A 21,029-nucleotide genomic window follows, 5' to 3' on the forward strand; every position below is an offset into this window, starting at 1 on the left:
CGGTCAGTGCGCGGGCACGTCCCCCAGCGCCACGTAGGGTTCCTCGTTGGCGGTGGGGTGGTTGATGCTCCAGGCCTTCACCATGGCGCGCAGGCAGAACAGCGTCATCACCACCACCAGCGCCATGAAGATGGCGGTCATCGCCATGTCCACGCGGTTGTTGGTCACGATCTGCTGCATCGCTGCGGCGGTCTTGGCCGGCGCCAGCAGCTGGCCGTTCGCCAGCGCGGCGGCGTACTTGTCGGCCGCCGCGGTGAAGCTGATCGGGCCGCTGAGCTTCTCCCAGCCCGCGGTGAGTGTGCACACGATCAGCCAGATCGCGGGGACGCCGGGCACCCACACGTAGCGCTCCCGCTTCAGTTTCACCACCACCACGGTGGCCAGCATCAGCGCGATGGCGGCCAGCATCTGGTTGGCGATGCCGAACAGCGGCCACAGCGTGTTGATGCCGCCGAGCGGATCGACCGCACCCTGGTACAGGAAATAGCCCCACAGTGCCACGCAGACCGCGGTGGCGAGCAGGTTGCCGGTCCACGACTCGGTGGCCTGCAGCGGCTTGTGGATGAGGCCGGCGATCTCCTGGATCATGAAGCGGCCCACGCGGGTGCCGGCATCCACCGTGGTGAGGATGAACAGCGCCTCGAACAGGATCGCGTAGTGGTACCAGAACGCCATCATGCCCTGGCCGGGCAGGATGTTGTGCAGCAGCTGGGCCATGCCCACTGCCAGCGTGGGCGCGCCGCCCGCGCGGCTGAGGATGCTCTGCTCGCCCACGTCCTTCGCGGTGCGGATCAGGTCGTCCGGCGTCACCACGAAACCCCACTGGCTGATCGTCTGCGCCGCGTGCTCCACCGTGGTGCCGATGATCGCGCCCGGCGCATTCATCGCGAAGTACACGCCCGGGTGCAGCGAGACCGCCGCCACCATCGCCATGATCGCCACGAAGGCCTCCATCAGCATGCCGCCGTAGCCGACCATGCGTGCCTGGCCCTCGTTCGCCAGCAGCTTGGGCGTGGTGCCCGAGGCGATGATCGAGTGCCAGCCCGACACCGCGCCGCAGGCGATGGTGATGAACAGGAACGGGAACAGGTTGCCGGCGAACACCGGACCGGTGCCATCGATGAACTTTGTCACCGCCGGCATCTGCAGCATCGGCGCGGCGAGGAAGATCGCCAGCGCCAGCAGCGCGATGGTGCCGATCTTGAGGAAGGTGGAGAGGTAGTCGCGCGGCGCCAGCAGCAGCCACACCGGCAGCACCGAGGCGCAGAAGCCGTAGCCGATCAGCCACCAGGCCAGCGCCTTGGCGTCGAGGTCGAACACCGGCGCCAGCGTGGCCGAATCGGCCACGAACTTGCCGGCCCAGATCGCCAGCAGCAACAGCACCAGGCCGATCAGCGAGACCTCGAGGATGCGGCCCGGGCGGAACCAGCGCAGGTAGGCGCCCATCAGCAGCGCGATCGGGATCGTCATCGCCACGGTGAACGTGCCCCACGGACTGTGCGTGAGCGCCTTCACCACCACCAGCGCCAGCACCGCGAGCACGATCATCATCAGCACCAGCACGCCGAACATCGCCACGATGCCGGGCGCCGGGCCCAGTTCCTCGCGCAGCATGTGGCCCAGCGAGCGGCCGTCGCGGCGCAGCGAGAGACCGAGGATCATGAAGTCCTGCACCGCGCCGGCGAACACCACGCCGAACAGGATCCACATGGTGCCGGGCAGGTAGCCCATCTGCGCCGCCAGCACCGGGCCGACCAGCGGGCCGGCACCGGCGATCGCCGCGAAGTGATGGCCGAACACCACCCACTTGTCGGTGGGCACGTAGTCCAGGCCGTCGTTGCGCAGCACCGAGGGCGGCGCGCGCGTCGGGTCCAGCCGCAGCACCGACTGTTCGACAAACTTGCCGTAGAAGCGGTAGCCGATCACGAACACCGCGATCGCCGCGGCGACCAGCCAGATCGCGTTGATCGGCTCGCCACGGCGCAGGGCCACCACGCCGAGGCACCAGGCGCCCACGATGGCGATCGCGACCCAGAGGATCTTCGCCGCCGGGCTGGGTTTGACGGTTGCGCTGTGCATGGAGTCTCTCCCGGAAAGTCCATGCAAGGGTCTCGCCGGGCGCCGTGGGGGTCAATGCCGGCGGTCTTAGCCTTTGGTCGTATGTCGGGCCCGCGCCGCGCGGGCGCGTTCACGCATCGGCACGCCAGCGTCATGCAGGCTCGGCTAAAGTCGGGGAACCATGGCAAGCCGGGTGAGGCAGCGATGATCCGCGAGATCCTGAAGATGGGCGACCCGCGCCTGCTGCGCGTGGCGCCGCCGGTGCCCGACGCGATGGTCGGCAGCGCGGAGCTGGACGCGCTGATCGCCGACATGTTCGACACCATGCAGGAGGCCGGCGGCGTGGGCCTGGCCGCGCCGCAGATCGGCGTGGACCTGCAACTGGTGATCTTCGGCTTCGAGCATTCCGAGCGCTATCCCGATGCGCCCGAAGTCCCGCGCACCATCCTGCTCAACCCCGTCATCACCCCGCTGTCGCAGGACATGGAGGAGGGCTGGGAGGGCTGCCTCTCCGTGCCCGGCCTGCGTGGCGCGGTGAACCGCTACAGCCTGATCCGCTACCAGGGCATCGATCCCAAGGGGGGCGCGATCGATCGCCGCGCCGAGGGCTTCCATGCCCGCGTGGTGCAGCACGAATGCGACCACCTGATCGGCCGGCTCTACCCGTCGCGCATCACCGACTTCAGCAAGTTCGGCTACACCGGGGTGCTGTTTCCGGACATGGACGTGGCGGACGAATAGCAGCAGCTTCGCCGTCGCGCATCCCGTAGGCCAGCGCCGCCAGCGCGAAACCCAGTACCACCAGGCAGGCGCCCGGCCAGCCGGCACGGGCCCAGGCCAGGCCAGCCACGGCCGAGCCGGCCGCGCCGCCGAGGAAGAACACGCCGGTGTAGACGCCGTTGATGCGGCCGCGCGCTTCCGGGCGGATCAGGTTCACCTCGCGGCGCCCGAGGGTCAGATCGCCGATGGTGCCGGCGTCCAGCAGGATCGCGGCCGCCACCAGCAGTCCCAGCCCCCACGGCGCGTCGTGCGTCTCGCCGCCCAGCCATGCCAGCGCCGCGGCCAGCACGACACAGACGTGGAACACGCGCTTTGCGCCGCGCGTCCTGCCGGCATCGCCCAGCCGTCCGGCCAGCGGTGCGCTCACCGCGCCGCTCACGCCGGCCAGCGCGAACAGCGCGATACCGTCGGCACCAAGGTGGAACGGCGCCGCCGCCAGCCGCAACGCCACCAGCGCCCAGAACGCGCTGAACGCGCCGAAGCAGAGCGCCGCCGGAATGGCGCGCCGGCGCAGCAGTGCCTCCTCGCGCCACAGCCGCACCATCGAGGCCAGCAGCGCCGGATAGCTCGCGCGCTGCAGCGGCGGCAGGCGCGGCATCGAGCGGCCCAGCATCAGCGTCAGCGCCGCGATGGCCGCAGCCAGCGCCAGGTAGCTGGTGCGCCAGCCCCCCCATCCGCCGATCACGCTGGCCAATGGGCGCGCCAGCATGATGCCGAGCATCAGCCCGCTGGTGATGTTGCCGATCACGCGGCCGCGCTGCGCTTCCGCCGTCATCGCCGCCGCCATGGGGATGAGCATCTGGATCACCGCGGCGGTGAGGCCGGCCAGCAGGCTGGCGGCGAGGAAGGCGGTGGCGGGGATCGGCAGCGCAGCCACCAGCAGCGCCAGCGCATTGGCCGAAAGCGTGAGCAGCACCAGGCGGCGGCTTTCCACCAGGTCGGAGAGCGGCACCAGCAGGAACAGGCCCAACGCGTAGCCGAGCATCGCCAGCGTGGACACCAGGCTGATCATGGCAGGCGCCAACCCCAGCGAAGCGGCGATGGCGCCCACCAGCGGCTGCGCCACGTAGAGCCCCTGCACGATCACCGCGGTCGCCAGCGCAAACAGCAGCACCGGTGCCCGCGCAACCGGCGCGGCGGCAGCGTCCATCGCACTCATCGCACGGCCTCCTGGTAGGCGGCGAGCAGGGCCGGGTCGTCGAACGAGCCGTGGTGATGCACCTGCCGCCAGGCGCCGTCGATGCGGCGGAACAGCCGGCTGGTGCGGATGGCCGGCTCCAGCCGCAGGCCCTCGCGTTCCAGTGAGCCGCGCTCGCGGCCCACGGCGTAGAACAGGTCGCCGGCGACATGCAGCGTGTAATCGTGGAATGCCACGTGCACCCGCGCCGGGCCTTCGAAGATGCGCCGGTACACCGCGCGGATCGCCGGCCAGCCGCGCGCGATGCCGCCCAGCGGGTTGCTCATCGAGGCGTCGTCGTCGTCGTGCCAGTTGCGCGCCATCGCCTCGATGTCGCGCGTGTTGAAGGCGCGGTAGAAAGCGCTCAGCGCGGCCAGCGGCGAGGCGGGGTCGAGGCCGGCTTCGTCGCCGTCGATGGCGGTGGGGAAGGGTGTGGACATGGGGCTTCTCCGGCTTGGGTGGGGAGTGACGACCGCCATTCTTCGTCCCGGTCCGGTTCGGGAGAATAGCCATTATCATGGATGGACTATCACGATTTACGGGAGAACGCCGTGGCCAGCCTGGACGACTACCGCGTCTTCGTCGCGATCGTGGAGCAGGGCAACCTCACCGCGGCGGGGCGACATCTGCACCGTTCGCTGCAGGCGGTGAGCCGTTCGCTGCAGTCGCTGGAGCAGGAGCTTGGTGTGGAGCTGATCCAGCGCACCACGCGTCGCGCGCAGCCCACCGCGGCGGGGCTGGCCTTCCATGCGCGGATCAAGGTCGCGCTGGCCGACATCGACTTCGCCCGCTCCGAACTGGCCGAACACGGTGCGCGCATCGACGGCACGCTGCGCATCGGCGGCTCCACCCAGTTCAGTGCGCCCTACCTGGTGCCGCTGGTGGCTGCCTTCATGGAGCGCTATCCCGACGTGGCGGTGGAACTGCTGGTGGCGGACCAGCACGTCGACCTGCAGCGCGAGAAGCTCGACGTGGCCGTGCGGCTGGGTGAGCTGGCGCCCAGCCGGCTGCATGCGCGCCAGCTGGCCACGCTGCGCATGCTCACCGTCGGCGCGCCGGGTTATTTCGCGCGGCACGGCAGGCCGCGCACGCCGGCGGAACTGCGTCGGCACCATTTCATCGTGCGTCGTTGCGACGGTGCCAGGCAGCGCCTGGAGTACCGCCGCGGCAGTCGCCGGCAGACGGTGGACGTGCTTGGACGCTTTCGCACGGACAACGCCGCCGCCTGCAACGCGGCAGCCGTGGCAGGCCTCGGCATCGCCACCGCGGCGTTGTGGCAGGTGCGGGCGCTGCTCGACCAGGGACGGCTGGAAACCGTGCTGGACGACTGGCAACTGCCGGGCCTGCCGCTGCACGTCGTGTGGCCGCCGGGCAAGCAGCTGCCTGCGCGCACGCGCGCCTTCATCGATTTCGCGGCGGCGCGCTGGACGGCCGAGCCGCCGGGTTGACGCACGGCCCGGCCGTCGCGCTTGCCTGCCACAAGCCCGGCCGTCACCATCGCGACTCGACACGACGGGGCGGGCTGCATGCGCGAGACGGTTGCATCCATGGCGACGGGCGATGCGGGCGCGCGCAACCCCGGCATCGACCTGCTGCGCGGCCTGGCGATCGTGCTGGTGGTGTTCAACCACCTCGGTCTGCGCATCCCGCTCGGCAAGACGGCGCTGGCCGGCGTGCTGCCGGCTTGGCTGCTGCGCGGCCTGAACTGGAACGGCTACGAGGCCGTGTACGTGTTCTTCGTGATCTCCGGCTTCCTGATCGCCGGCAATGCGCTGCGGCGCTGGGGCAGCCTCGCGGCGATCGACGCGCGCGCGTTCTACGCGCGGCGCTTCGCGCGCATCGTGCCGTGCCTGCTGGCATTGCTCGCGGTGCTGGGCGCGTTGCACCTGCTCGGCGCGCGGGACTACGTGATCCATCGCGCCGGCCAGTCGCTTCCGCGCGCCCTGCTTGCCGCGCTTGGCCTGCACCTGAACTGGTACGAGGGACAGACCGGCTACCTGCCGGGCTCGTGGGACGTACTGTGGTCGCTGTCGATCGAGGAGGCGTTCTACCTCGGCTTCCCGCTGGCCTGCCTGCTGCTGCGCCGGCGCGCGTTGCTGGTGCCGCCGCTGGTGCTGCTGGCGCTGTCGCTGCCGTGGGCGCGCGCGGCGCTGCACGGCAACGAGATCTGGCTGGAGAAAGCCTACCTGCCGGGCATGGCGGCGATCGCCACCGGCGTGCTGGGCGCGCTGCTGGCCAATGCCTGCCGCCCACCGGGACGCACGGTCGCGATGCTGGGCTGGCTGGGAGCGCTGGGCCTGGGCGCGGTGCTGCTGGACGGCGGCGCGCTGTGGCATTGGCTGCGCGACGGCTACATGCTGGTGCTCACGCTGTCCGCGCTGTGCCTGCTGCTGTGCTGCCGCTGGCGCGCCGACGGCGGCACGATGCGGCCGCTGCGCGGTTTCGGCTGGCTGCGCTCGTGGGGGCGCCTCAGCTACGAGATCTATCTCACCCACATGTTCGTGGTGTTCGCGCTGGTGCGCGCGTACCGTGCGTTGGGCGGCGGCCCGGCACTCGGCTGGCTGTGGTACCTGCCGGCACTGGGGTTGTGCTGGCTGCTCGGAACGGCAGTGGAGCGCCTGCTGTCCACGCCGTGCGAGCGCCGGCTGCGGGCGATGCTGCCGGGCGGGACGCGGCACGGCTGCGGCGTCGCGCCATCCGCCGGGGCGAACCGCCGGGCGCCGTCGGAGGCCTGGGAGACCGGGCGCGACTGAACGCCTGCTGTCCACGCCGCCTCAAGCCCCGGGTGGTCCCGCCGATACCCCCGCCATGGCGTCGCATGAATTTCATCCCCGTGCCGGTACCGTTGCAGGTACCCATGAAAGCGCGCGCAAGCCTGCGGGCGCGGGACACCTGGCGAAGCCGGTGTCCGGCCAAAGAGCCAGCATGAACATGAGCCGTTACGACAAACCGCCATCCGGCAACAGCGTGGACTGGAACAACCCCGAGCTCCAACTGCTGCTCAACCGGACCGAAGGCTGGAGCCTGGACAACCGCGGCGTGTACACGCCCGTGGCGTGCGAACTGCACGTCGGCTGGGGCGCCGGTGTGGGGAGGCTCGCCACCCTGGTCTACGAGCGCGAAGGCGTGATGGTGGTCGAGACGCGCTTCGCCATCCCCAAGGGGGAGCACGTGCGCGTGGACCGCATCCAGGCCGGCGCGATGCGTTCGAGCTGGGGCATCGTGATGGACGGGCGCGAAGGCTTCCGCGCCGAGGACCGCGCCAACAACATCCATGTGCACTGGGTGCACGTGCGCTGAGCGCGGTGGACCTCGGCCTCCCGGCCCCGCTGCGGCCGACTGGCGATGGCGCGCGCGGACATGCGCCGGAAACGTCGGCGGAAAACCCAACGGTATGCACGGTCGCCCGCAGGTTCCGGGTCGTCGCGCCGGTTGACCTGGATCATGGGCGGGCGGGCCGGTGCTCTGCATCATGGCGCGCCGGCGCGTGCCGGCATCTTCCACAAGGTGCCCCGATGCAGTTCGAACTCTCCACCTGCCACAACGACGCGGCCACCATCGCCGCCGCGATGCGCACGCTCGATGCCCATGCCACGGTCACGCTGGACGCCGCGCACGGTCGGCTGGAGGTGCTCACCAGTGCCGCTGCGGCGCAGGTGCTGGACAAGCTGCAGGGTCTGGGTTGCGGCGCGCGCCTGCTGGAGCAGCCCGTGCACATCAGCGGCGGCAGCACCTGCTGCGGGTCGTGCGGCTAGCTGGTGTCAGCGCAGGTTGCCCGGGTTTTCGGCGCGCCGTACCAAAGAAGCGATATGGCCGTGCTCCGCTCGGTCGCCGCCGCACCCGCGCTCGCACTCAGGTATCTCCTGCGCAGGCACGGGCAGCTGCGTCAGCGGGTCGGCGCCGGCAGACGGGCGGTCATCGCCGGTCCTGCGGGGACCCGCGGGTGGCGTGCATGCGCTGGATGCGCGCGACGCTGCCGCCCTCGTACCTCACCACGTAGGTGGAGCCATCGTGCGTTTGCCGCATGACCCGGACGGGGGCGCTCTCGATGGCCTTCTGCAGCGCCTGCCGGTGGAACGCTGCCAGGTCGCCTTCCGGAATCAGGGTCAGTGGCGGGCTGATCTGCCGGAAGGTGGTGAAGTGGCTGCCGCACCGGGTGGTGTCGTTGCTGAACTTGAGCCAGCCTTGGCCGCAGCTCTGGCCTGAGATTTCCGGCAGGCGCTTCAGCCAGATGAAGTACTTGTTCTCATGCGTGATCCGCACGCGGTTGTAGCGCGCGTCGTTGCCGCCGATGTTGTCCGCGCTCCAGAAGCGCACGATGCTGGCTTCGCGGCAATCGGCCGACGCGCACTCCTGCAGCACCAGGTATTCGTCGTCCTGCAGGGACATCGGCTCGATGTCGAGAATGTCGCCCTTCACCAGCGCCTGCGCGGGGAACACCACCCACGGCATGCGCGGGTCGACCCTGAAGTCTCCGGAAATCAGGTAACCGCCGTGCTGCGACGAGAACGGCGGCGCGGTGACCTTGACGCCGGGGAGATCGGTTTGCGCCGGGGCGGCGAAACTTGCGCAGATGCACCAGCCGAGCAAGGCGACCGTCGTGATCTTCATGCAGGCTCCGATGATGTCCTGTCGCCGGCCGCCACGGTGATCAGGCCGGGGCGCCGCGCAACACCTGCCCGTATGTGTGCACCTCGTCCACCAGCACGCGCACGTGTTCGGGGTCGGTTTCCGGCGTGACGCCGTGGCCGAGGTTGAACACGTGGCCGGGGTGGTTGCCGTAGCTGTCCATCACCGCGCGGACTTCGCGGCGGATCACCGCGGGGTTGGCGCGCAGGATCGCGGGGTCGAGGTTGCCCTGCAGCGCCACCTTGCCGGCCACCGCGCGGCGGGCGTCGGCGAGGTCGATCGTCCAGTCCACGCCGAGCGCGGCGCAGCCGGACTCGGCCATCCCCGCGAGATGCGCGCCGGCGCCCTTGGAGAACAGGATCACCGGCAGCTCGCGGGCGTGCGGGTCGGCTTTCAGCGCCGCCACGATCTGCGCCATGTAGCGCAGCGAGAATTCGCGGAATGGCGCCGGGCCGAGCAGGCCACCCCAGGTGTCGAAGATCATCAGCGCCTGCGCGCCGGCCGCGGCCTGCGCCGCGAGGTATGCGGCCACGCTGCGTGCCAGCACGTCGAGCAGCCGGTGAGCCAGCGCCGGCTCGTTCCAGCACAGCGCCTTCAGCCGCGCGAAATCGCGCGAGCCGCTGCCTTCGACCATGTAGCAGGCCAGCGTCCACGGGCTGCCGGCGAAGCCGATCAGCGGCACGCGACCGGCCAGTTCCCGGCGGATCAGCCGCACCGCGTCCGTCACGTAGCGCAGCTCGCCGTCCATGTCGGGCACGGCGAGTTTCGCGATGTCGGCGGCGCTGCGCACGGGGCGCGCGAACTGCGGACCCTCGCCGTGGGCGAACGACAGGCCCAGGCCCATCGCGTCGGGGATGGTGAGGATGTCGGAGAACAGGATCGCCGCGTCGAGCGCGAAGCGGTCCAGCGGCTGCAGCGTCACCTCGCAGGCGAACTCGGGATGCTGCGCCAGGTCCATGAAGCTGCCGGCGCGCTCGCGGGTGGCGCGGTACTCGGGCAGGTAGCGGCCGGCCTGGCGCATCAACCAGACCGGCGTGGTGTCGACGCTCTCGCGCCGCAGCGCGCGCAGGAAACGGTCGTTCTTCAGCGGTGCGTTCATCTCAGCGTCCATAGGGGCCTTCCAGGCCCTGCGCGAACATCACGCGGTAGCCACGCTTCAGCTGGGCGTCGCGTGCTTTCTCGAACGCGTTGATCGCCGCGTCGCGCTCCAGGAATTGCTCGCGGCGCAGCGTGGCCTTGCCGCCCTGCTGGCCCGTCTCGCGGTACAGCGTCCAGCCGCCGAGCAGATCCTGTTCCAGCACGATCTGGACGTAGCGTGGCGGCTCGGCGCTGCCGGGCAGGTTTTGCAGGTAGAGGCGCATGGCAGGCGTGGCGTCGGGCGTGAGCCGGCCTATCGCCGGTGCGCACAGTTTATTAGGTGCCGCCACGGCTTTGTAGGAGCGCGCCCTGCGCGCGAACGTCGCGGCGAACGTGCCGCGTGACTCCTATCGGCGGGCGATGGCGTCCTGCAGCACGGCCAGCACGTCTTCCTCGGCCACCCCGCCCACGATCTCGGCCTTGCCGATGCCGCGCCACAGGATCAGCCGCAGGCTGCCGGCGGCGTTCTTCTTGTCCAGTCGCATCAGCGCCAGCAGTTGCTGCGCATCCATGCCGGGTGGGACCGCCACGGGGAGACCAAGCCTTTCCAGCAGGCGCTGCAGGCGCGCGGTGTCGGCGGCGGCGCCCATGCCCAGGCGCTCGGAGAGTTTTGCCGCGAGCAGCATGCCGACCGCCACGCCCTCGCCGTGCAGCAGGGTGGCGTAATGGCCGGCGGTTTCCAGCGCGTGACCGAAGGTGTGGCCGAGGTTGAGCAGGGCGCGTTCGCCCTGTTCGGTTTCGTCGCGCGCCACCACGCCCGCCTTGTAGCGCACCTTGCGCGCGATGGCCTCGACCACGGCGTCGCCGTCGCGTGCGGCCAGTGCGTCGGCGTGGCCTTCCAGCCAGGCGAAGAACGGTTCATCGCCGATGGCAGCACCCTTGACGACCTCGGCGAGGCCGGCGCGGTATTCGCGCCCGGGCAAGGTGGCCAGCGTGTCGATGTCGGCCACCACCGCGCGCGGCTGGTGGAAGGCGCCAACGAGATTCTTGCCGGCGGGCAGGTTCACGCCGGTCTTGCCGCCGACGGACGAATCCACCATCGCCAGCAGGGTGGTGGGCATCTGGATGAAGTCGATGCCGCGCATCCAGCATGCCGCCGCGAAACCGGCAAGGTCGCCCACCACGCCGCCGCCCAGCGCGATCACGCAGGCATCGCGGGTGGCGCCGAGTTTCGCCAGCGCTTCCAGCACGCGCTCCACGTTGGCGAAGCTCTTGTGCGCCTCGCCGTCGTCGAGCAGGAAGCTGGACCATGCGAGGCCTTCCAGCCCTCTTGTCACACGTTCGAGATGGAGCGGTGCCACCGTGGTGTTGCTCACCACCAGGGCGTGGCGGCCGCGCAGCATGGCGCGCCAGCGGGGGCTGTCGCCGAGCAGGCCGCGGCCGATCCAGACCGGATAGCTGCGTGCGCCGAGGGTGACGTCGATGGTGATGGGCTGGCTTGCGTTCATGCAGCGGGCGAGGGCGTGGGGAGGGGGAGGGGGAGGCGCTGCCAGTGGCGGTCGATCAGTGCGATGGCCTGCGTGCAGATGGCGGTGATGCCGTGGGTGGCGGGCAGCGCGAGGTCGGCAGTCTCGCGGTACAGCGGTTCGCGCGCCGCGGCCATCACCTCCAGCCGCGCGCGGCGGTCGGCGCCGGCCAGCAGCGGCCGCTGGGTGTCGCGCGCCAGCCGCTGCAACTGCTGCTCGAGGTCGGCCTGCAGCCACAGCACGTAGCCACGCGCCGCCAGCAGCGCGCGGTTGCGCGGATCGAGCACGGCGCCGGCGCCGGTGGCCAGCAGCACGCCATCGCCCGCGCTGAACTCGTCCAGCAGCGCGCTCTCGCGCTGGCGGAAGCCGGCCTCGCCCTCGAGCTCGAACACGGTGGCCACGTCGGTGCCGGTGCGATGTTCGATCTCGCGATCGAGATCGACGAACGAGAGGCCATAATGGGCGGCGAGGCGGCGGCCGACCGACGTCTTGCCGGCGCCGGTCGGACCGATCAGGAACAGGTTGCGCGACGGATTCATGCCGTCACTTTACAGGTGTTTGGATGGCTGAACGAATCTTGCTGGCCGGTTGCGGCGATCTGGGCTTGAGGGTGGCTGGGCGCCTGCTTGCGCAGGGCGACGAGGTGTGGGCGCTGCGCCGGCGGCCACCGCCGGAGGACGTGCCCGGCCTGCGCTGGCTGGGCGCCGACCTCACCGCGCCGCACAGCCTGGGCAGCCTGCCGACGGGCATCACCCGGGTGGCGTACCTGCCCGCGCCGGACGCGAGGGACAAGGCAGCGTATCGCGCGCTGTTCGTGGAAGGCCTGCGCCAGCTGCTGGAGGCACTGGACGCCAGTGCGCTGCAGCAGGTGCTGCTGGTGTCCTCCAGCGCCGTGTACGGCGAACATGACGGCGATTGGGTGGACGAAGACACGCCGCCCGCGCCGCTCGGCTTCAACGGAGCGCTGTTGCTGGAAGCCGAGCAATGGCTGGCCGCGCAGCCGGTGCCGTCGACCGTGCTGCGCCTCGCCGGCCTGTACGGGCCGGGGCGGCTGCAGCTGGTTGAGCGCCTGCGCGCCGGCACCGCACGCGTGCCGCGCTTGACGCCGCATTGGGCCAACCGTATCCACGTCGACGACGCGGCGGCGGCGGTCGTGCATCTTTTGCGCCTGCCCGCCCCGTTGCCGCTGTACGTGGGCGTGGACGACACCCCGTTGCCGCTGGACGAGTTGTACGACTTCATCGCCCAGCTGGTCGACGCGCCACTGCCCGCCGAAGGCCCGGCACCCGCCGGCGTGGGCAGCAAGCGGCTGCGCAACGCGCGCCTGCGGGCGAGCGGCTGGGTACCGCAATGGCCCGATGCACGCGACGGCTGTGCGGCCTTGCTGTCAGACTGACCTGAATCGGCCTGATGGCGCAGTCCCTGGACGGACTGCCCGCGATTCGATGGGGCAAGCCATTGAATCGGCGGAAGCGGGTCCGGGTGTGCAGCGGGTTCGTTGAGCCGAGAAGATGCGGGAGGGCAACTTCCTCGACGATCTGCAAGATACTTGGGCGGTCCGCCTTTCCACCGAGGAGAACATGCATGGCCAGTTTCCCGATCCCGCACGTCATGGTCACCACCGGCAACGACCTGCACGGCTATCGCGTGGTACGCGCGTTCGGCATCGTGCGTGGCATCACGGTGCGCTCGCGCAGCGTGGTGGGCAACCTCGGTGCTGCGCTGCAGACCCTGGTGGGCGGCAACATCACGATCTACACCGAGCTGTGCGAGAAGGCGCGCGAGGAGGCGTTCGAGCTGATGCTGCAGCACGCCGCTGCGATGGGCGCGAACGCGGTGGTCGCGATGCGCTATGACGCCAACGACGTGGCCGAGGGGGTCACCGAGGTGCTGTCCTACGGTACCGCGGTGCAGGTGGAGCCGGTGGCCTGACGGTGCGCCGCCGCCGGGCTCACGCGTGCGTGAGCCCGGTCATGTGGCGTTCGTCGTCGTACTCCACGCAGCTGTCGGCAAGCGCGGGCAGGGTGGCCAGCGCGTGGCGGCTGAGCCGTTCGAAGTGTTGAAGGAAGCGCTCCATGGTGGCGGCGTCCATCGCCAGCGGAGCGCGTCGCGCCAGCAGTTCCTGTTCGGTTTCGCCGCGCCATCGGCGCACCACGTCCCAGTTCGGCGCCTGCAGCACGATCAGCGCGTCGAACTTGCGCCACAGCGGCTGGTAGCCGCGCAGCTGCTTGTTGACCCAGTGGCGCCAGCCGCCGTCGGCGTCCTCCTCGCGTTCCAGCCGGTTCACCGGCTCGTCCAGCGCAGCCTGCGACTGCGGCCGGATGCCCAGCGCCCAGCCCTCCACGATCACCAGCCGCGGCGGGCGGGTGACGCGCGGCCAGCGCGAAGGCTGCATCCGCGTGTCGCGGCCCTTGTCGAAGCGTGGCCAGGACACCGGCAGTTTTTCCGACGCCTGCGGCAGCGCGGCCAGCACCGAGAGCAGCAGCTCGATCTCGTGCGTGCCCGGCACGCCGCGGGTGCGCAGCAGCGGGTGGATCTGCTGCGCCATCTGCTCGCGGTCGGCGCGCGAGTAGTAGAAATCGTCCAGCGACAGCACCTCGGTGGGCCAGCCGCGCGCCTCGGCCTGCGCCTTCATCTCGCGCGCCAGCGTGCTCTTGCCGCTGCCCTGCAGGCCGGACAGGCCGATGATGTAGGGGCGGCGCGAGCGGGCGATGCGCCCCGCGTACTGGTCCAGCAGGTGGCCCGCCAGCGAGGCGTTCGGCGCGACGGCATGCGGCTTGGGCGTGCTCATCGGCAGCCTTCCGCTTCGGGCGGGCGCAGCCGGCCATGGACGCGGGCGGGATGGGGGATTGGGTTAAGATGGGCCGGTTTCATCCGCGTCATGATGGCGCGAGTGCGCCACGATTCAAGGGAAAAGTTTCAAAGCCATGCTGAGCCCCGAGATTCTGCAGACTTTCCGGCAATTGCTGGAGGAGGCGAAGGCCTCCGGCGACCCCGAGCCTACGGCGATGAACCTGGCCAGCGTCGATGCCGACGGCCGCGTGGCCTCGCGCATCGTGCTGCTCAAGGGCGTGGACGAGCGCGGCCTGCGCTTCCACACCAACTACGACAGCGACAAGGGCAGCCAGCTGGCGGCGCACCCGCAGGTGGCGCTGTGCTTCCACTGGAAGCAGCTGCGTCTGGGCGTGCAGGTGCGCGTGGAGGGTGTGGCGCGCAAGCTGCAGGCGGAGGAATCCGACGCCTACTTCGCTACCCGGCCGCGCGGCAGCCAGATCGGCGCGTGGGCCTCGCTGCAGTCGCAGACCCTGCCCGAGCGGCACAGCTTCGACGAGCGCGTGGCGCGCTACGAGCGCGAGTTCGAAGGCCGCGAGGTGCCGCGCCCGCCGCACTGGGGGGGCTACCTGGTCGAGCCGGACATGGTCGAGTTCTGGTACGCCGTCGAGTTCCGCATGCACGAGCGCGTGCGCTGGAGCCGGCACGGCCAGACCTGGACCCATCGCCTGCTGTATCCGTGAGAGCCTGCCCAATGCCTCCGCATAGCCCGCGTTGCCTTGCTGTGGTCGTCATGCGGTGGCGCGTGGTGCGGCGCCTGCCCGGCTGGCAGGTCAAGCCGCGCGCTGCCGCATGGCGGCCACGGCAAGGCAACCCGAAGGGCCGGGTCTGTTTGCCCGCCTGCCTGCGTCATCACCCGGTCGTGGACGGACGTCCACTCCCTCGTTCTCCCTTGGCCTGCGCGCAAACAGCTTCCGGCGCGGGGCATGCGGAGACGTTGGGCAGGCTCTAGGGAGATCCGCGCCATGAGCCGTTCCGTGCCCGCCGACCACGCCGGACAACACGGCTTCACGGTGCATACGCGCGGCCGCGGCTTCACCGAGATCACCGACCAGGTCGCCGACGTGGTGGCCGCCAGCGGCGTGCACGTCGGCATCGCCCACGTGTTCACCGCACACACCAGCTGCTCGCTGCTGCTCAGCGAGAACGCCGATCCCGCGGTGCGCGAGGATCTCGAGCGCTGGTTGGCCCGCGCCGTGCCCGATGGCGACGCGATCTTCGGGCACGACGCCGAAGGACCCGACGACATGCCTGCACACGTGCGCTCCGTGCTCACCGGCGTGAGCCTCGTGGTGCCGGTGCACGGCGGCAAGCCGCAGCTCGGCACCTGGCAGGGCCTGTTCCTGTGGGAGCACCGCCGCGACCCGCACCAGCGGAGGGTCACGGTGACGGTGTTGGGGCATTGAGCGCGCGGCGCTGGCGCGGTCGTTGATTCGACGTGCGCTGCGGCGTTGTGCTTGTTGTCCCCTCGCCCGCCTGCGGGAGAGAGGTTGAGGGAGAGGGGCTCTTCCTACTCGTCTCGCAAGTTTCAAAGCGGTTTCGAGCCGCTGCCTCGGCCCGAGTTACTTCTCCTTTGCTTGTCCAAAGGAGAAGTAACCAAGAGGAAACGACACCCCGATGGCGCGCCCTGCGCCCATCCATGGGCTCCGGGTGCGCGGGCGGGTTCCGGGGTTTTTCGACGGCACCTCCGTATGCCGGCGAAAAACTGGCCCGCATCCATGCGGGCCGTCCCGCGGACTTCCCTCCACCCACCCGCCGCGCCATAGGGGCCCCGGGCAAAGCAGCGCGCTCCCAGCGCGCACTCGGACGCAGCCGCTGCGCGGCTGCGAGAGCACTGCACGCAGGGCTTCGATGATGGAATTGATGCCTGAATTTAGCGGAGTGAGCCGCCGGCGAGCGCCCGCTGGAATGAGTTGCTAGGCCATGACTGGAAATATTTCGGATGCCATGAGCCAAACGATTGGAGTCAGTACGAGCAGCCATGCGAGCCAGTGAATAAGCCAGCGCCAAGCCCAGCCCAAGAACATGGCGGACGCAGCGAAACCGAGTATTGCGAAGACCGGAAGAAAGTACCGGTTCGCTGCGAGGATCTCGTACACACCGGAGTCGACGTTGTGCCCATAGCGAGCCACGGTTTCGTCCACGGCGATCCTTGAGGCTCGATACAGCCATGCCGCCATTGCAAGCGACGTGGCGCTGGCGATGGCGTCTATCCAGGCTCCCAACCGCGCTGAGGCAATCATTGTGGCTGAGCTAGATTCAGGCCCTGGAATTGGGGTGTTGCGCGGCATGCTGTGATGTGGCCGCGGGTGGCGTCAAGTTGCTGCCTGAGTTGGATCAGTCTTTTTGGGGACACGTCTCGGGCTAGCGATTCGGGGGCCACGCGAGATGTCGGCTTCGGACACGCCGGGGTGTGGCATGGCGCAGCGAGTCGCGCTTTTGATCCGGCTTTTCGAACAGTGCGCGCAGGATGCGCGCTGCTTTTCCGGGGCCCCTCGGCGGCGGTGAGGCGGGGCGATCAGGCCGCGCAGCGGGCATCGCCATGGAGGGCGATGCTTTTTCGACCGGGCAGGAAGCCCGGCCGAAAAGCCCGGCCACGGCTCACGGACTTTCCGTCCATGGATGGGCGGAAAGCGGCGCCGCGGGGTGTCGTTTTCTCTTGGCTACTTCTCTTTTGGACAAGCAAAAGAGAAGTAGCTTGGGCGCCGGCAGGCGCACGAAACTGCTTCGTTGCTTGCTCGAAACCGCTTTGAAACTGGCGAGAGCAGAGCAAGAACCCCCCCTCCCCCAACCCCTCTCCCGCAAGCGGGCGAGGGGAGAAAAGCGCTGCGCGGGCGAGGAGAGAAAGCGTGGGCGTCAGCCCACCACCGCCAGCTGCATCCCGAAGTCCAGCAGCGGCGCCGCCACCAGGATCCGCGCGAGCAGCAATCCCACGATCACCACGGTAGGGGAGAAGTCGATCATGCCGATGACCAGCCGCCCGCGCAGCGGCCGCATCAGCGGGTCGACGATGACACCGAGCAGCCGCTGCAGCGGCTGGCGCTGGTCGGGAACGAACATGCTGAGCAGCGACCAGCCGAACACCAGCACCAGGTAGAACAGCAGCGCGAAGTCGAGCAGTTCGGCCAGCGACAGCACTACCAGGCCGGCAGCATGCGGCACCAGCCCCATCAGGGCAAACAGCGCCAACCGCTTCAGCAGCATCGCCAGCCAGGCCACCAGCAGCGCGGCGAGGTTGAGGCGGCGCCAGTTAGGCAGCACGCGGCGGATCGGCGCCAGCACCGGGTTGGTGGTGCGGTAGATGAACTGGCTGAGCGGGTTGTGGAAATCGGCACGGCAGGCTTCGGCGGCGAGGCGCAACAGGAACAGGGTGGCGACGGCGTCGAAGGCCAGCTCGACCAGCAGCGCGATGGCGTTGAGAAGGTAGCTCACGACTGGATCTCCCGGTCCAGCGCCGCGGCGAGTTCGGCGCCGCGGCGGGTGGCGGCGGCGACGGCGCGCGCGGCGATGCGGGACAGGCCATCCGCAGCGAAGCTTTCCAGTGCGGCCTGGGTGGTGCCGTTGGGCGAGGTGACGCGGCGGCGCAGCTCGGCGGGGTCCTCGCCGCTCTCGGTGAGCATGCGGCCGGCGCCGAGGCAGGTCTGCGCCGCCAGCGCGCGGGCGGTGTCGCGCGGCAGGCCCTGCGCAACGGCGGCGTCCTCCAGCGCTTCGACCAGGGCGAAGAAGTAGGCCGGGCCGGAGCCGGAGAGCGCGGTGACGGTGTCCATCAGCGCCTCGTCGTCGATCCAGCGGGTGAGCCCGGCGGCGTCCATGATGTGCTGCGCCTGCGCCTTCTGCGCGGGGCTGACCCGGCCGTTCGCGACCAGGCCGGTGGCGCCGGCGCCGATCAGCGCCGGGGTGTTCGGCATGCAGCGCACGATCGGCAGCGCGCCCAGCCAGCGTTCGAGCTGGTCCAGCCGCACACCGGCGATGATGGAGATCAGCAGCGGGCGCCGGCCCTGCAGGGCGAGGCGCAGCTCGGCATGCACCTGGGGCATGATCTGCGGCTTCACCGCCAGTACGATCACCTCGGCGTCGGCCACGGCGAGCCGGTTCTCGGCGAAGGTGGCCACGCCGAAGTCGCGGCCCAGCCGCTCGCGCGCCTCGGCCAGAGGCTCGGCCACGCGGATGTCGGCGGCTGCCTGGCCGGTGGCGAGCAGGCCGCCGATCAGGCTGCGGGCCATGTTGCCGCCGCCGATGAAGGCGATGCGTGTCATGGGAAACCTTGGACAGTGGGAGACGGCCGCATACCTTACCGGAGCCGGCGTCGTCGTGCGTTGCCGGCGTGCCGGTGGTCGCCTGTGGAAGGCATGCTGAAGCCGGTGCGGAGGGCGCCGCGGACATCCTTTGGTGACCGGGTGCGCAAACCGCCGCGAAGGCTGGCCGCGCGGCCCGTGCCGCGAGTAGTATCGACCCGCTGCAAGGGGAGCCGGATGGCCGGGCCGCATGCGCGCGTCGCCGCGCGGCACCGCACGTCACCTTTCCGCTGCAGCCATCGCCACAGCATCCTGACGACCGGTTGAGGGGAACCCCTGATGGACATCGCCGAACTGCTTGCCTTCTCGGTGAAGAACAAGGCCTCGGACTTGCACCTTTCCGCCGGCCTGCCGCCGATGATCCGCGTGGACGGCGACGTGCGCCGCATCAACATCCCGCCGCTGGAGCACAAGCAGGTGCATTCGCTGGTGTACGACATCATGTCGGACAAGCAGCGGCGCGACTACGAGGAGTTCATGGAAACGGACTTCTCGTTCGAGATCCCCGGCCTGGCGCGCTTCCGCGTCAACGCGTTCACCCAGAACCGCGGCGCCGGCGCGGTGTTCCGCACCATTCCCTCCGAGGTGCTCACGCTGGAGGACCTCGGCTGCCCGCGCGTGTTCAAGGAGCTGATCGAGCAGCCGCAGGGCCTGATCCTGGTGACCGGTCCCACCGGCTCGGGCAAGTCGACCACGCTGGCGGCGATGGTCGACCACATCAACAAGAACGAATACGGGCACATGCTCACGATCGAGGACCCGATCGAGTTCGTGCACACCTCGCAGAAGTGCCTGGTCAACCAGCGCGAGGTCCACCGCGACACGCACGGCTTCAACGAGGCGCTGCGCTCGGCGCTGCGCGAGGACCCGGACTACATCCTGGTCGGCGAGTTGCGCGACCTGGAGACGATCCGCCTGGCGCTGACCGCGGCGGAGACCGGCCACCTGGTGTTCGCCACCGTGCATACCAGCTCGGCGGCCAAGACCATCGACCGCATCATCGACGTGTTCCCCGCCGGCGAGAAGCCGATGGTGCGCTCGATGCTGTCCGAATCGCTGCGCGCGGTGATCTCGCAGTCGCTGCTGAAGAAGTCCGGCGGCGGCCGCCTGGCGGCGCACGAGATCATGGTCGGCATCCCGGCGATCCGCAACCTGATCCGCGAGGACAAGGTGGCGCAGATGTATTCCGCCATCCAGACCGGCCAGCAGTACGGCATGCAGACGCTGGACCAGAACCTGCAGGACCTGGTGAAGCGCGGCCTGGTGTCGCGCCAGGAGGCGTACGGTTACGCCAAGAACAAGGACCTGTTCCGCTGACGCGGGGGAGTCGGGCGCGGGGAACAGGCAACCCCGCCCGCCTTGCCGGTTGGTCTTCCACGTTCCCGGGTAACGAGCTTCGGCCTTCCACCATTTCCCGTTCCCTTCCCCTTATTCCCAGGCAGCAGCCATGAGCGAATTCGACTTCACCTCCTTCCTCAAGCTGATGGTGCACAAGCAGGCGTCGGACCTGTTCATCACCGCGGGCGTGGCGCCGTCGATGAAGGTGCAGGGGCGCATCGTGCCGATCACGCAGAGTCCGCTGAGCATCCAGCAGTCGCGCGACATGGTGCTCAACGTGATGACGCCCTCGCAGCGCGAGGAGTTCGAGAAGACCCACGAGTGCCAGTTCGCGATTTCCGCGCAGGGCGTGGGCCGCTTCCGCGTGTCGTGCTTCTACCAGCGCAACTGCGTGGGCATGGTGCTGCGCCGGATCGAGTCGAAGATCCCCACCATCGAGGAACTGAACCTGCCGCCGGTGATCAAGCAGCTGGCGATGACCAAGCGCGGCATCATCATCTTCGTGGGCGGCACCGGCACCGGCAAATCCACCTCGCTGGCCTCGATGATCGGCTACCGCAACCAGAATTCGACCGGCCACATCATCACGATCGAGGACCCGATCGAATACGTGCACAAGCACGAGGGCTGCATCATCACCCAGCGCGAGCTTGGCATCGACACCGACAGCTGGGACAACGCGCTGAAGAACACCCTGCGCCAGGCGCCCGACGTGATCATGATCGGCGAGGTGCGCACGCGCGAGACGATGGAGCACGCGATCAACTTCGCCGAAACCGGCCATCTGTGCCTGTGCACGCTGCACGCGAACAACGCGAACCAGGCGATGGATCGCATCCTGCACTTCTTCCCGGAGGATCGCCGCCAGCAGCTGTTCATGGACCTGTCGCTGAACCTCAAGGGCGTGGTGGCGCAGCAGCTGATCCCCACCCCGGACGGCAAGGCGCGCCGCGTGGCGGTGGAGATCCTGCTGGGCACGCCGCTGGTGCAGGACTACATCCGCCAGGGAGACATCCACAAGCTGAAGGAAGTGATGAAGGAGTCCACGCTGCTCGGCATGAAGACGTTCGACCAGAGCCTGGTCGAGCTTTACCACGCCGGCGAGATCAGCTACGAGGACGCGCTGCGCCACGCCGACAGCGCGAACGAGGTGCGCCTGCGCATCAAGCTGGCCCAGGGCGGCGACGCGCACACGCTGTCGCAGGGACTGGAGGGCGTGGAAGTGGAGCAGCCGCGCGGCGGCGACAACTTCGGCGGCGGCCTGCTGCAGCGCTGAGCCAGGCGCCGGCCGGAAACGAAGAAGGCGCCTGCGAGGGC

Annotated in this window: 22 protein-coding genes; 11 read left to right on the forward strand and 11 right to left on the reverse strand. The window is 69.7% G+C overall.

The genetic code is table 11. The annotated features are described in order from the left end of the window. Positions 1-3: 3 nt before the first annotated feature. A complete protein-coding gene (locus ACQGNW_RS10265; RefSeq protein WP_426663056.1) occupies positions 4-2,079 on the reverse strand; it encodes a carbon starvation CstA family protein in 2,076 nt (691 codons plus the stop codon). A gap of 183 nt (positions 2,080-2,262) precedes the next feature. On the opposite strand from ACQGNW_RS10265, the gene def reads away from it, so the two are divergent. Beyond that, the gene (gene def / locus ACQGNW_RS10270; protein ID WP_426663057.1) at positions 2,263-2,799 is read left to right on the forward strand and encodes a peptide deformylase; all 537 of its coding nucleotides are present in this window, start codon (positions 2,263-2,265) and stop codon (positions 2,797-2,799) included. Here the strand turns inward: def and ACQGNW_RS10275 are convergent. Next, positions 2,741-3,997 (reverse strand): MFS transporter, encoded by a 1,257-nt coding sequence (locus ACQGNW_RS10275; protein WP_426663058.1) that lies wholly within the window; start codon positions 3,995-3,997, stop codon positions 2,741-2,743. The genes def and ACQGNW_RS10275 overlap by 59 nt on opposite strands. Beyond that, a complete protein-coding gene (locus ACQGNW_RS10280) occupies positions 3,994-4,455 on the reverse strand; it encodes a YybH family protein (protein WP_426663059.1) in 462 nt (153 codons plus the stop codon). The genes ACQGNW_RS10275 and ACQGNW_RS10280 overlap by 4 nt, the downstream gene beginning before the upstream one ends. Before the next feature lie 111 nt (positions 4,456-4,566). Here ACQGNW_RS10280 and ACQGNW_RS10285 point away from each other — a divergent pair, with 111 nt between their 5' ends. From ACQGNW_RS10285 to ACQGNW_RS10300, 4 genes are all read left to right on the forward strand, one after another. After that, positions 4,567-5,463 (forward strand): LysR family transcriptional regulator, encoded by an 897-nt coding sequence (locus ACQGNW_RS10285; RefSeq protein WP_426663060.1) that lies wholly within the window; start codon positions 4,567-4,569, stop codon positions 5,461-5,463. Between the two features lie 99 nt (positions 5,464-5,562). Beyond that, positions 5,563-6,768 carry an acyltransferase family protein gene (locus tag ACQGNW_RS10290; RefSeq protein ID WP_426663061.1) on the forward strand — a complete coding sequence of 402 codons (1,206 nt, stop codon included), beginning with the start codon at positions 5,563-5,565 and terminating at the stop codon, positions 6,766-6,768. Positions 6,769-6,940: 172 nt separating this feature from the next. Next, positions 6,941-7,315 carry a hypothetical protein gene (locus ACQGNW_RS10295; protein WP_426663062.1) on the forward strand — a complete coding sequence of 125 codons (375 nt, stop codon included), beginning with the start codon at positions 6,941-6,943 and terminating at the stop codon, positions 7,313-7,315. A 215-nt stretch (positions 7,316-7,530) separates the two neighbouring features. Then, positions 7,531-7,770 (forward strand): hypothetical protein, encoded by a 240-nt coding sequence (locus tag ACQGNW_RS10300; protein WP_426663063.1) that lies wholly within the window; start codon positions 7,531-7,533, stop codon positions 7,768-7,770. A gap of 160 nt (positions 7,771-7,930) precedes the next feature. Here ACQGNW_RS10300 and ACQGNW_RS10305 read toward each other — a convergent pair whose 3' ends face one another. The 5 genes from ACQGNW_RS10305 to ACQGNW_RS10325 all read right to left on the reverse strand — a co-directional run bounded on the left by ACQGNW_RS10305 (position 7,931) and on the right by ACQGNW_RS10325 (position 11,786). Next, positions 7,931-8,626, reverse strand: a complete 696-nt coding sequence (locus ACQGNW_RS10305) for a hypothetical protein (RefSeq protein ID WP_426663064.1) — start codon at positions 8,624-8,626, stop codon at positions 7,931-7,933. Positions 8,627-8,666: 40 nt separating this feature from the next. Continuing rightward, positions 8,667-9,743 (reverse strand): uroporphyrinogen decarboxylase, encoded by a 1,077-nt coding sequence (hemE, locus tag ACQGNW_RS10310; protein WP_426663065.1) that lies wholly within the window; start codon positions 9,741-9,743, stop codon positions 8,667-8,669. A gap of 1 nt (position 9,744) precedes the next feature. Next, entirely contained in the window at positions 9,745-10,005 is a 261-nt protein-coding gene (locus ACQGNW_RS10315) for a WGR domain-containing protein (RefSeq protein ID WP_426663066.1), read from the reverse strand. 123 nt (positions 10,006-10,128) lie between these two features. Beyond that, positions 10,129-11,229 (reverse strand): 3-dehydroquinate synthase, encoded by a 1,101-nt coding sequence (gene aroB, locus ACQGNW_RS10320; RefSeq protein WP_426663067.1) that lies wholly within the window; start codon positions 11,227-11,229, stop codon positions 10,129-10,131. After that, the gene (locus ACQGNW_RS10325; RefSeq protein ID WP_426663068.1) at positions 11,226-11,786 is read right to left on the reverse strand and encodes a shikimate kinase; all 561 of its coding nucleotides are present in this window, start codon (positions 11,784-11,786) and stop codon (positions 11,226-11,228) included. Before ACQGNW_RS10325 ends, aroB begins: the two co-directional genes overlap by 4 nt. A 23-nt stretch (positions 11,787-11,809) precedes the next feature. On the opposite strand from ACQGNW_RS10325, the gene ACQGNW_RS10330 reads away from it, so the two are divergent. Next, on the forward strand, positions 11,810-12,643 hold the full coding sequence (locus ACQGNW_RS10330) for an NAD-dependent epimerase/dehydratase family protein (protein WP_426663069.1): 834 nt from the start codon (positions 11,810-11,812) through the stop codon (positions 12,641-12,643). 188 nt (positions 12,644-12,831) lie between these two features. After that, positions 12,832-13,179 carry a YbjQ family protein gene (locus tag ACQGNW_RS10335; protein WP_426663070.1) on the forward strand — a complete coding sequence of 116 codons (348 nt, stop codon included), beginning with the start codon at positions 12,832-12,834 and terminating at the stop codon, positions 13,177-13,179. 19 nt (positions 13,180-13,198) lie between these two features. Here the strand turns inward: ACQGNW_RS10335 and ACQGNW_RS10340 are convergent, their stop codons facing one another. Then, positions 13,199-14,038, reverse strand: a complete 840-nt coding sequence (locus ACQGNW_RS10340; RefSeq protein ID WP_426663071.1) for a kinase — start codon at positions 14,036-14,038, stop codon at positions 13,199-13,201. A gap of 136 nt (positions 14,039-14,174) precedes the next feature. Here ACQGNW_RS10340 and pdxH point away from each other — a divergent pair, with 136 nt between their 5' ends. Together pdxH and ACQGNW_RS10350 are read left to right on the forward strand one after the other, a co-directional pair. Continuing rightward, entirely contained in the window at positions 14,175-14,762 is a 588-nt protein-coding gene (pdxH, locus tag ACQGNW_RS10345) for a pyridoxamine 5'-phosphate oxidase (RefSeq protein WP_426663072.1), read from the forward strand. 282 nt (positions 14,763-15,044) lie between these two features. Further along, complete coding sequence (locus ACQGNW_RS10350; protein ID WP_426663073.1) at positions 15,045-15,485, forward strand: secondary thiamine-phosphate synthase enzyme YjbQ; 441 nt, start codon at positions 15,045-15,047, stop codon at positions 15,483-15,485. A gap of 1,450 nt (positions 15,486-16,935) precedes the next feature. On the opposite strand, the gene ACQGNW_RS10355 is transcribed toward ACQGNW_RS10350, so the two are convergent. Together ACQGNW_RS10355 and proC are read right to left on the reverse strand one after the other, a co-directional pair. Then, a complete protein-coding gene (locus tag ACQGNW_RS10355) occupies positions 16,936-17,511 on the reverse strand; it encodes a YggT family protein (RefSeq protein ID WP_426663074.1) in 576 nt (191 codons plus the stop codon). Then, on the reverse strand, positions 17,508-18,335 hold the full coding sequence (proC, locus tag ACQGNW_RS10360; RefSeq protein ID WP_426663075.1) for a pyrroline-5-carboxylate reductase: 828 nt from the start codon (positions 18,333-18,335) through the stop codon (positions 17,508-17,510). Before proC ends, ACQGNW_RS10355 begins: the two co-directional genes overlap by 4 nt. Positions 18,336-18,653: 318 nt before the next feature. Between proC and ACQGNW_RS10365 the strand changes: the two genes are divergently transcribed. Both ACQGNW_RS10365 and ACQGNW_RS10370 read left to right on the forward strand, forming a co-directional pair. Then, a complete protein-coding gene (locus ACQGNW_RS10365; protein ID WP_426663076.1) occupies positions 18,654-19,691 on the forward strand; it encodes a type IV pilus twitching motility protein PilT in 1,038 nt (345 codons plus the stop codon). Positions 19,692-19,821: 130 nt separating this feature from the next. Further along, entirely contained in the window at positions 19,822-20,988 is a 1,167-nt protein-coding gene (locus ACQGNW_RS10370) for a PilT/PilU family type 4a pilus ATPase (protein WP_426663077.1), read from the forward strand. Positions 20,989-21,029: the final 41 nt, after the last annotated feature.

Origin of the sequence: Rhodanobacter aciditrophus, assembly GCF_050026795.1 — a bacterium.
GTDB lineage: Bacteria > Pseudomonadota > Gammaproteobacteria > Xanthomonadales > Rhodanobacteraceae > Rhodanobacter_A.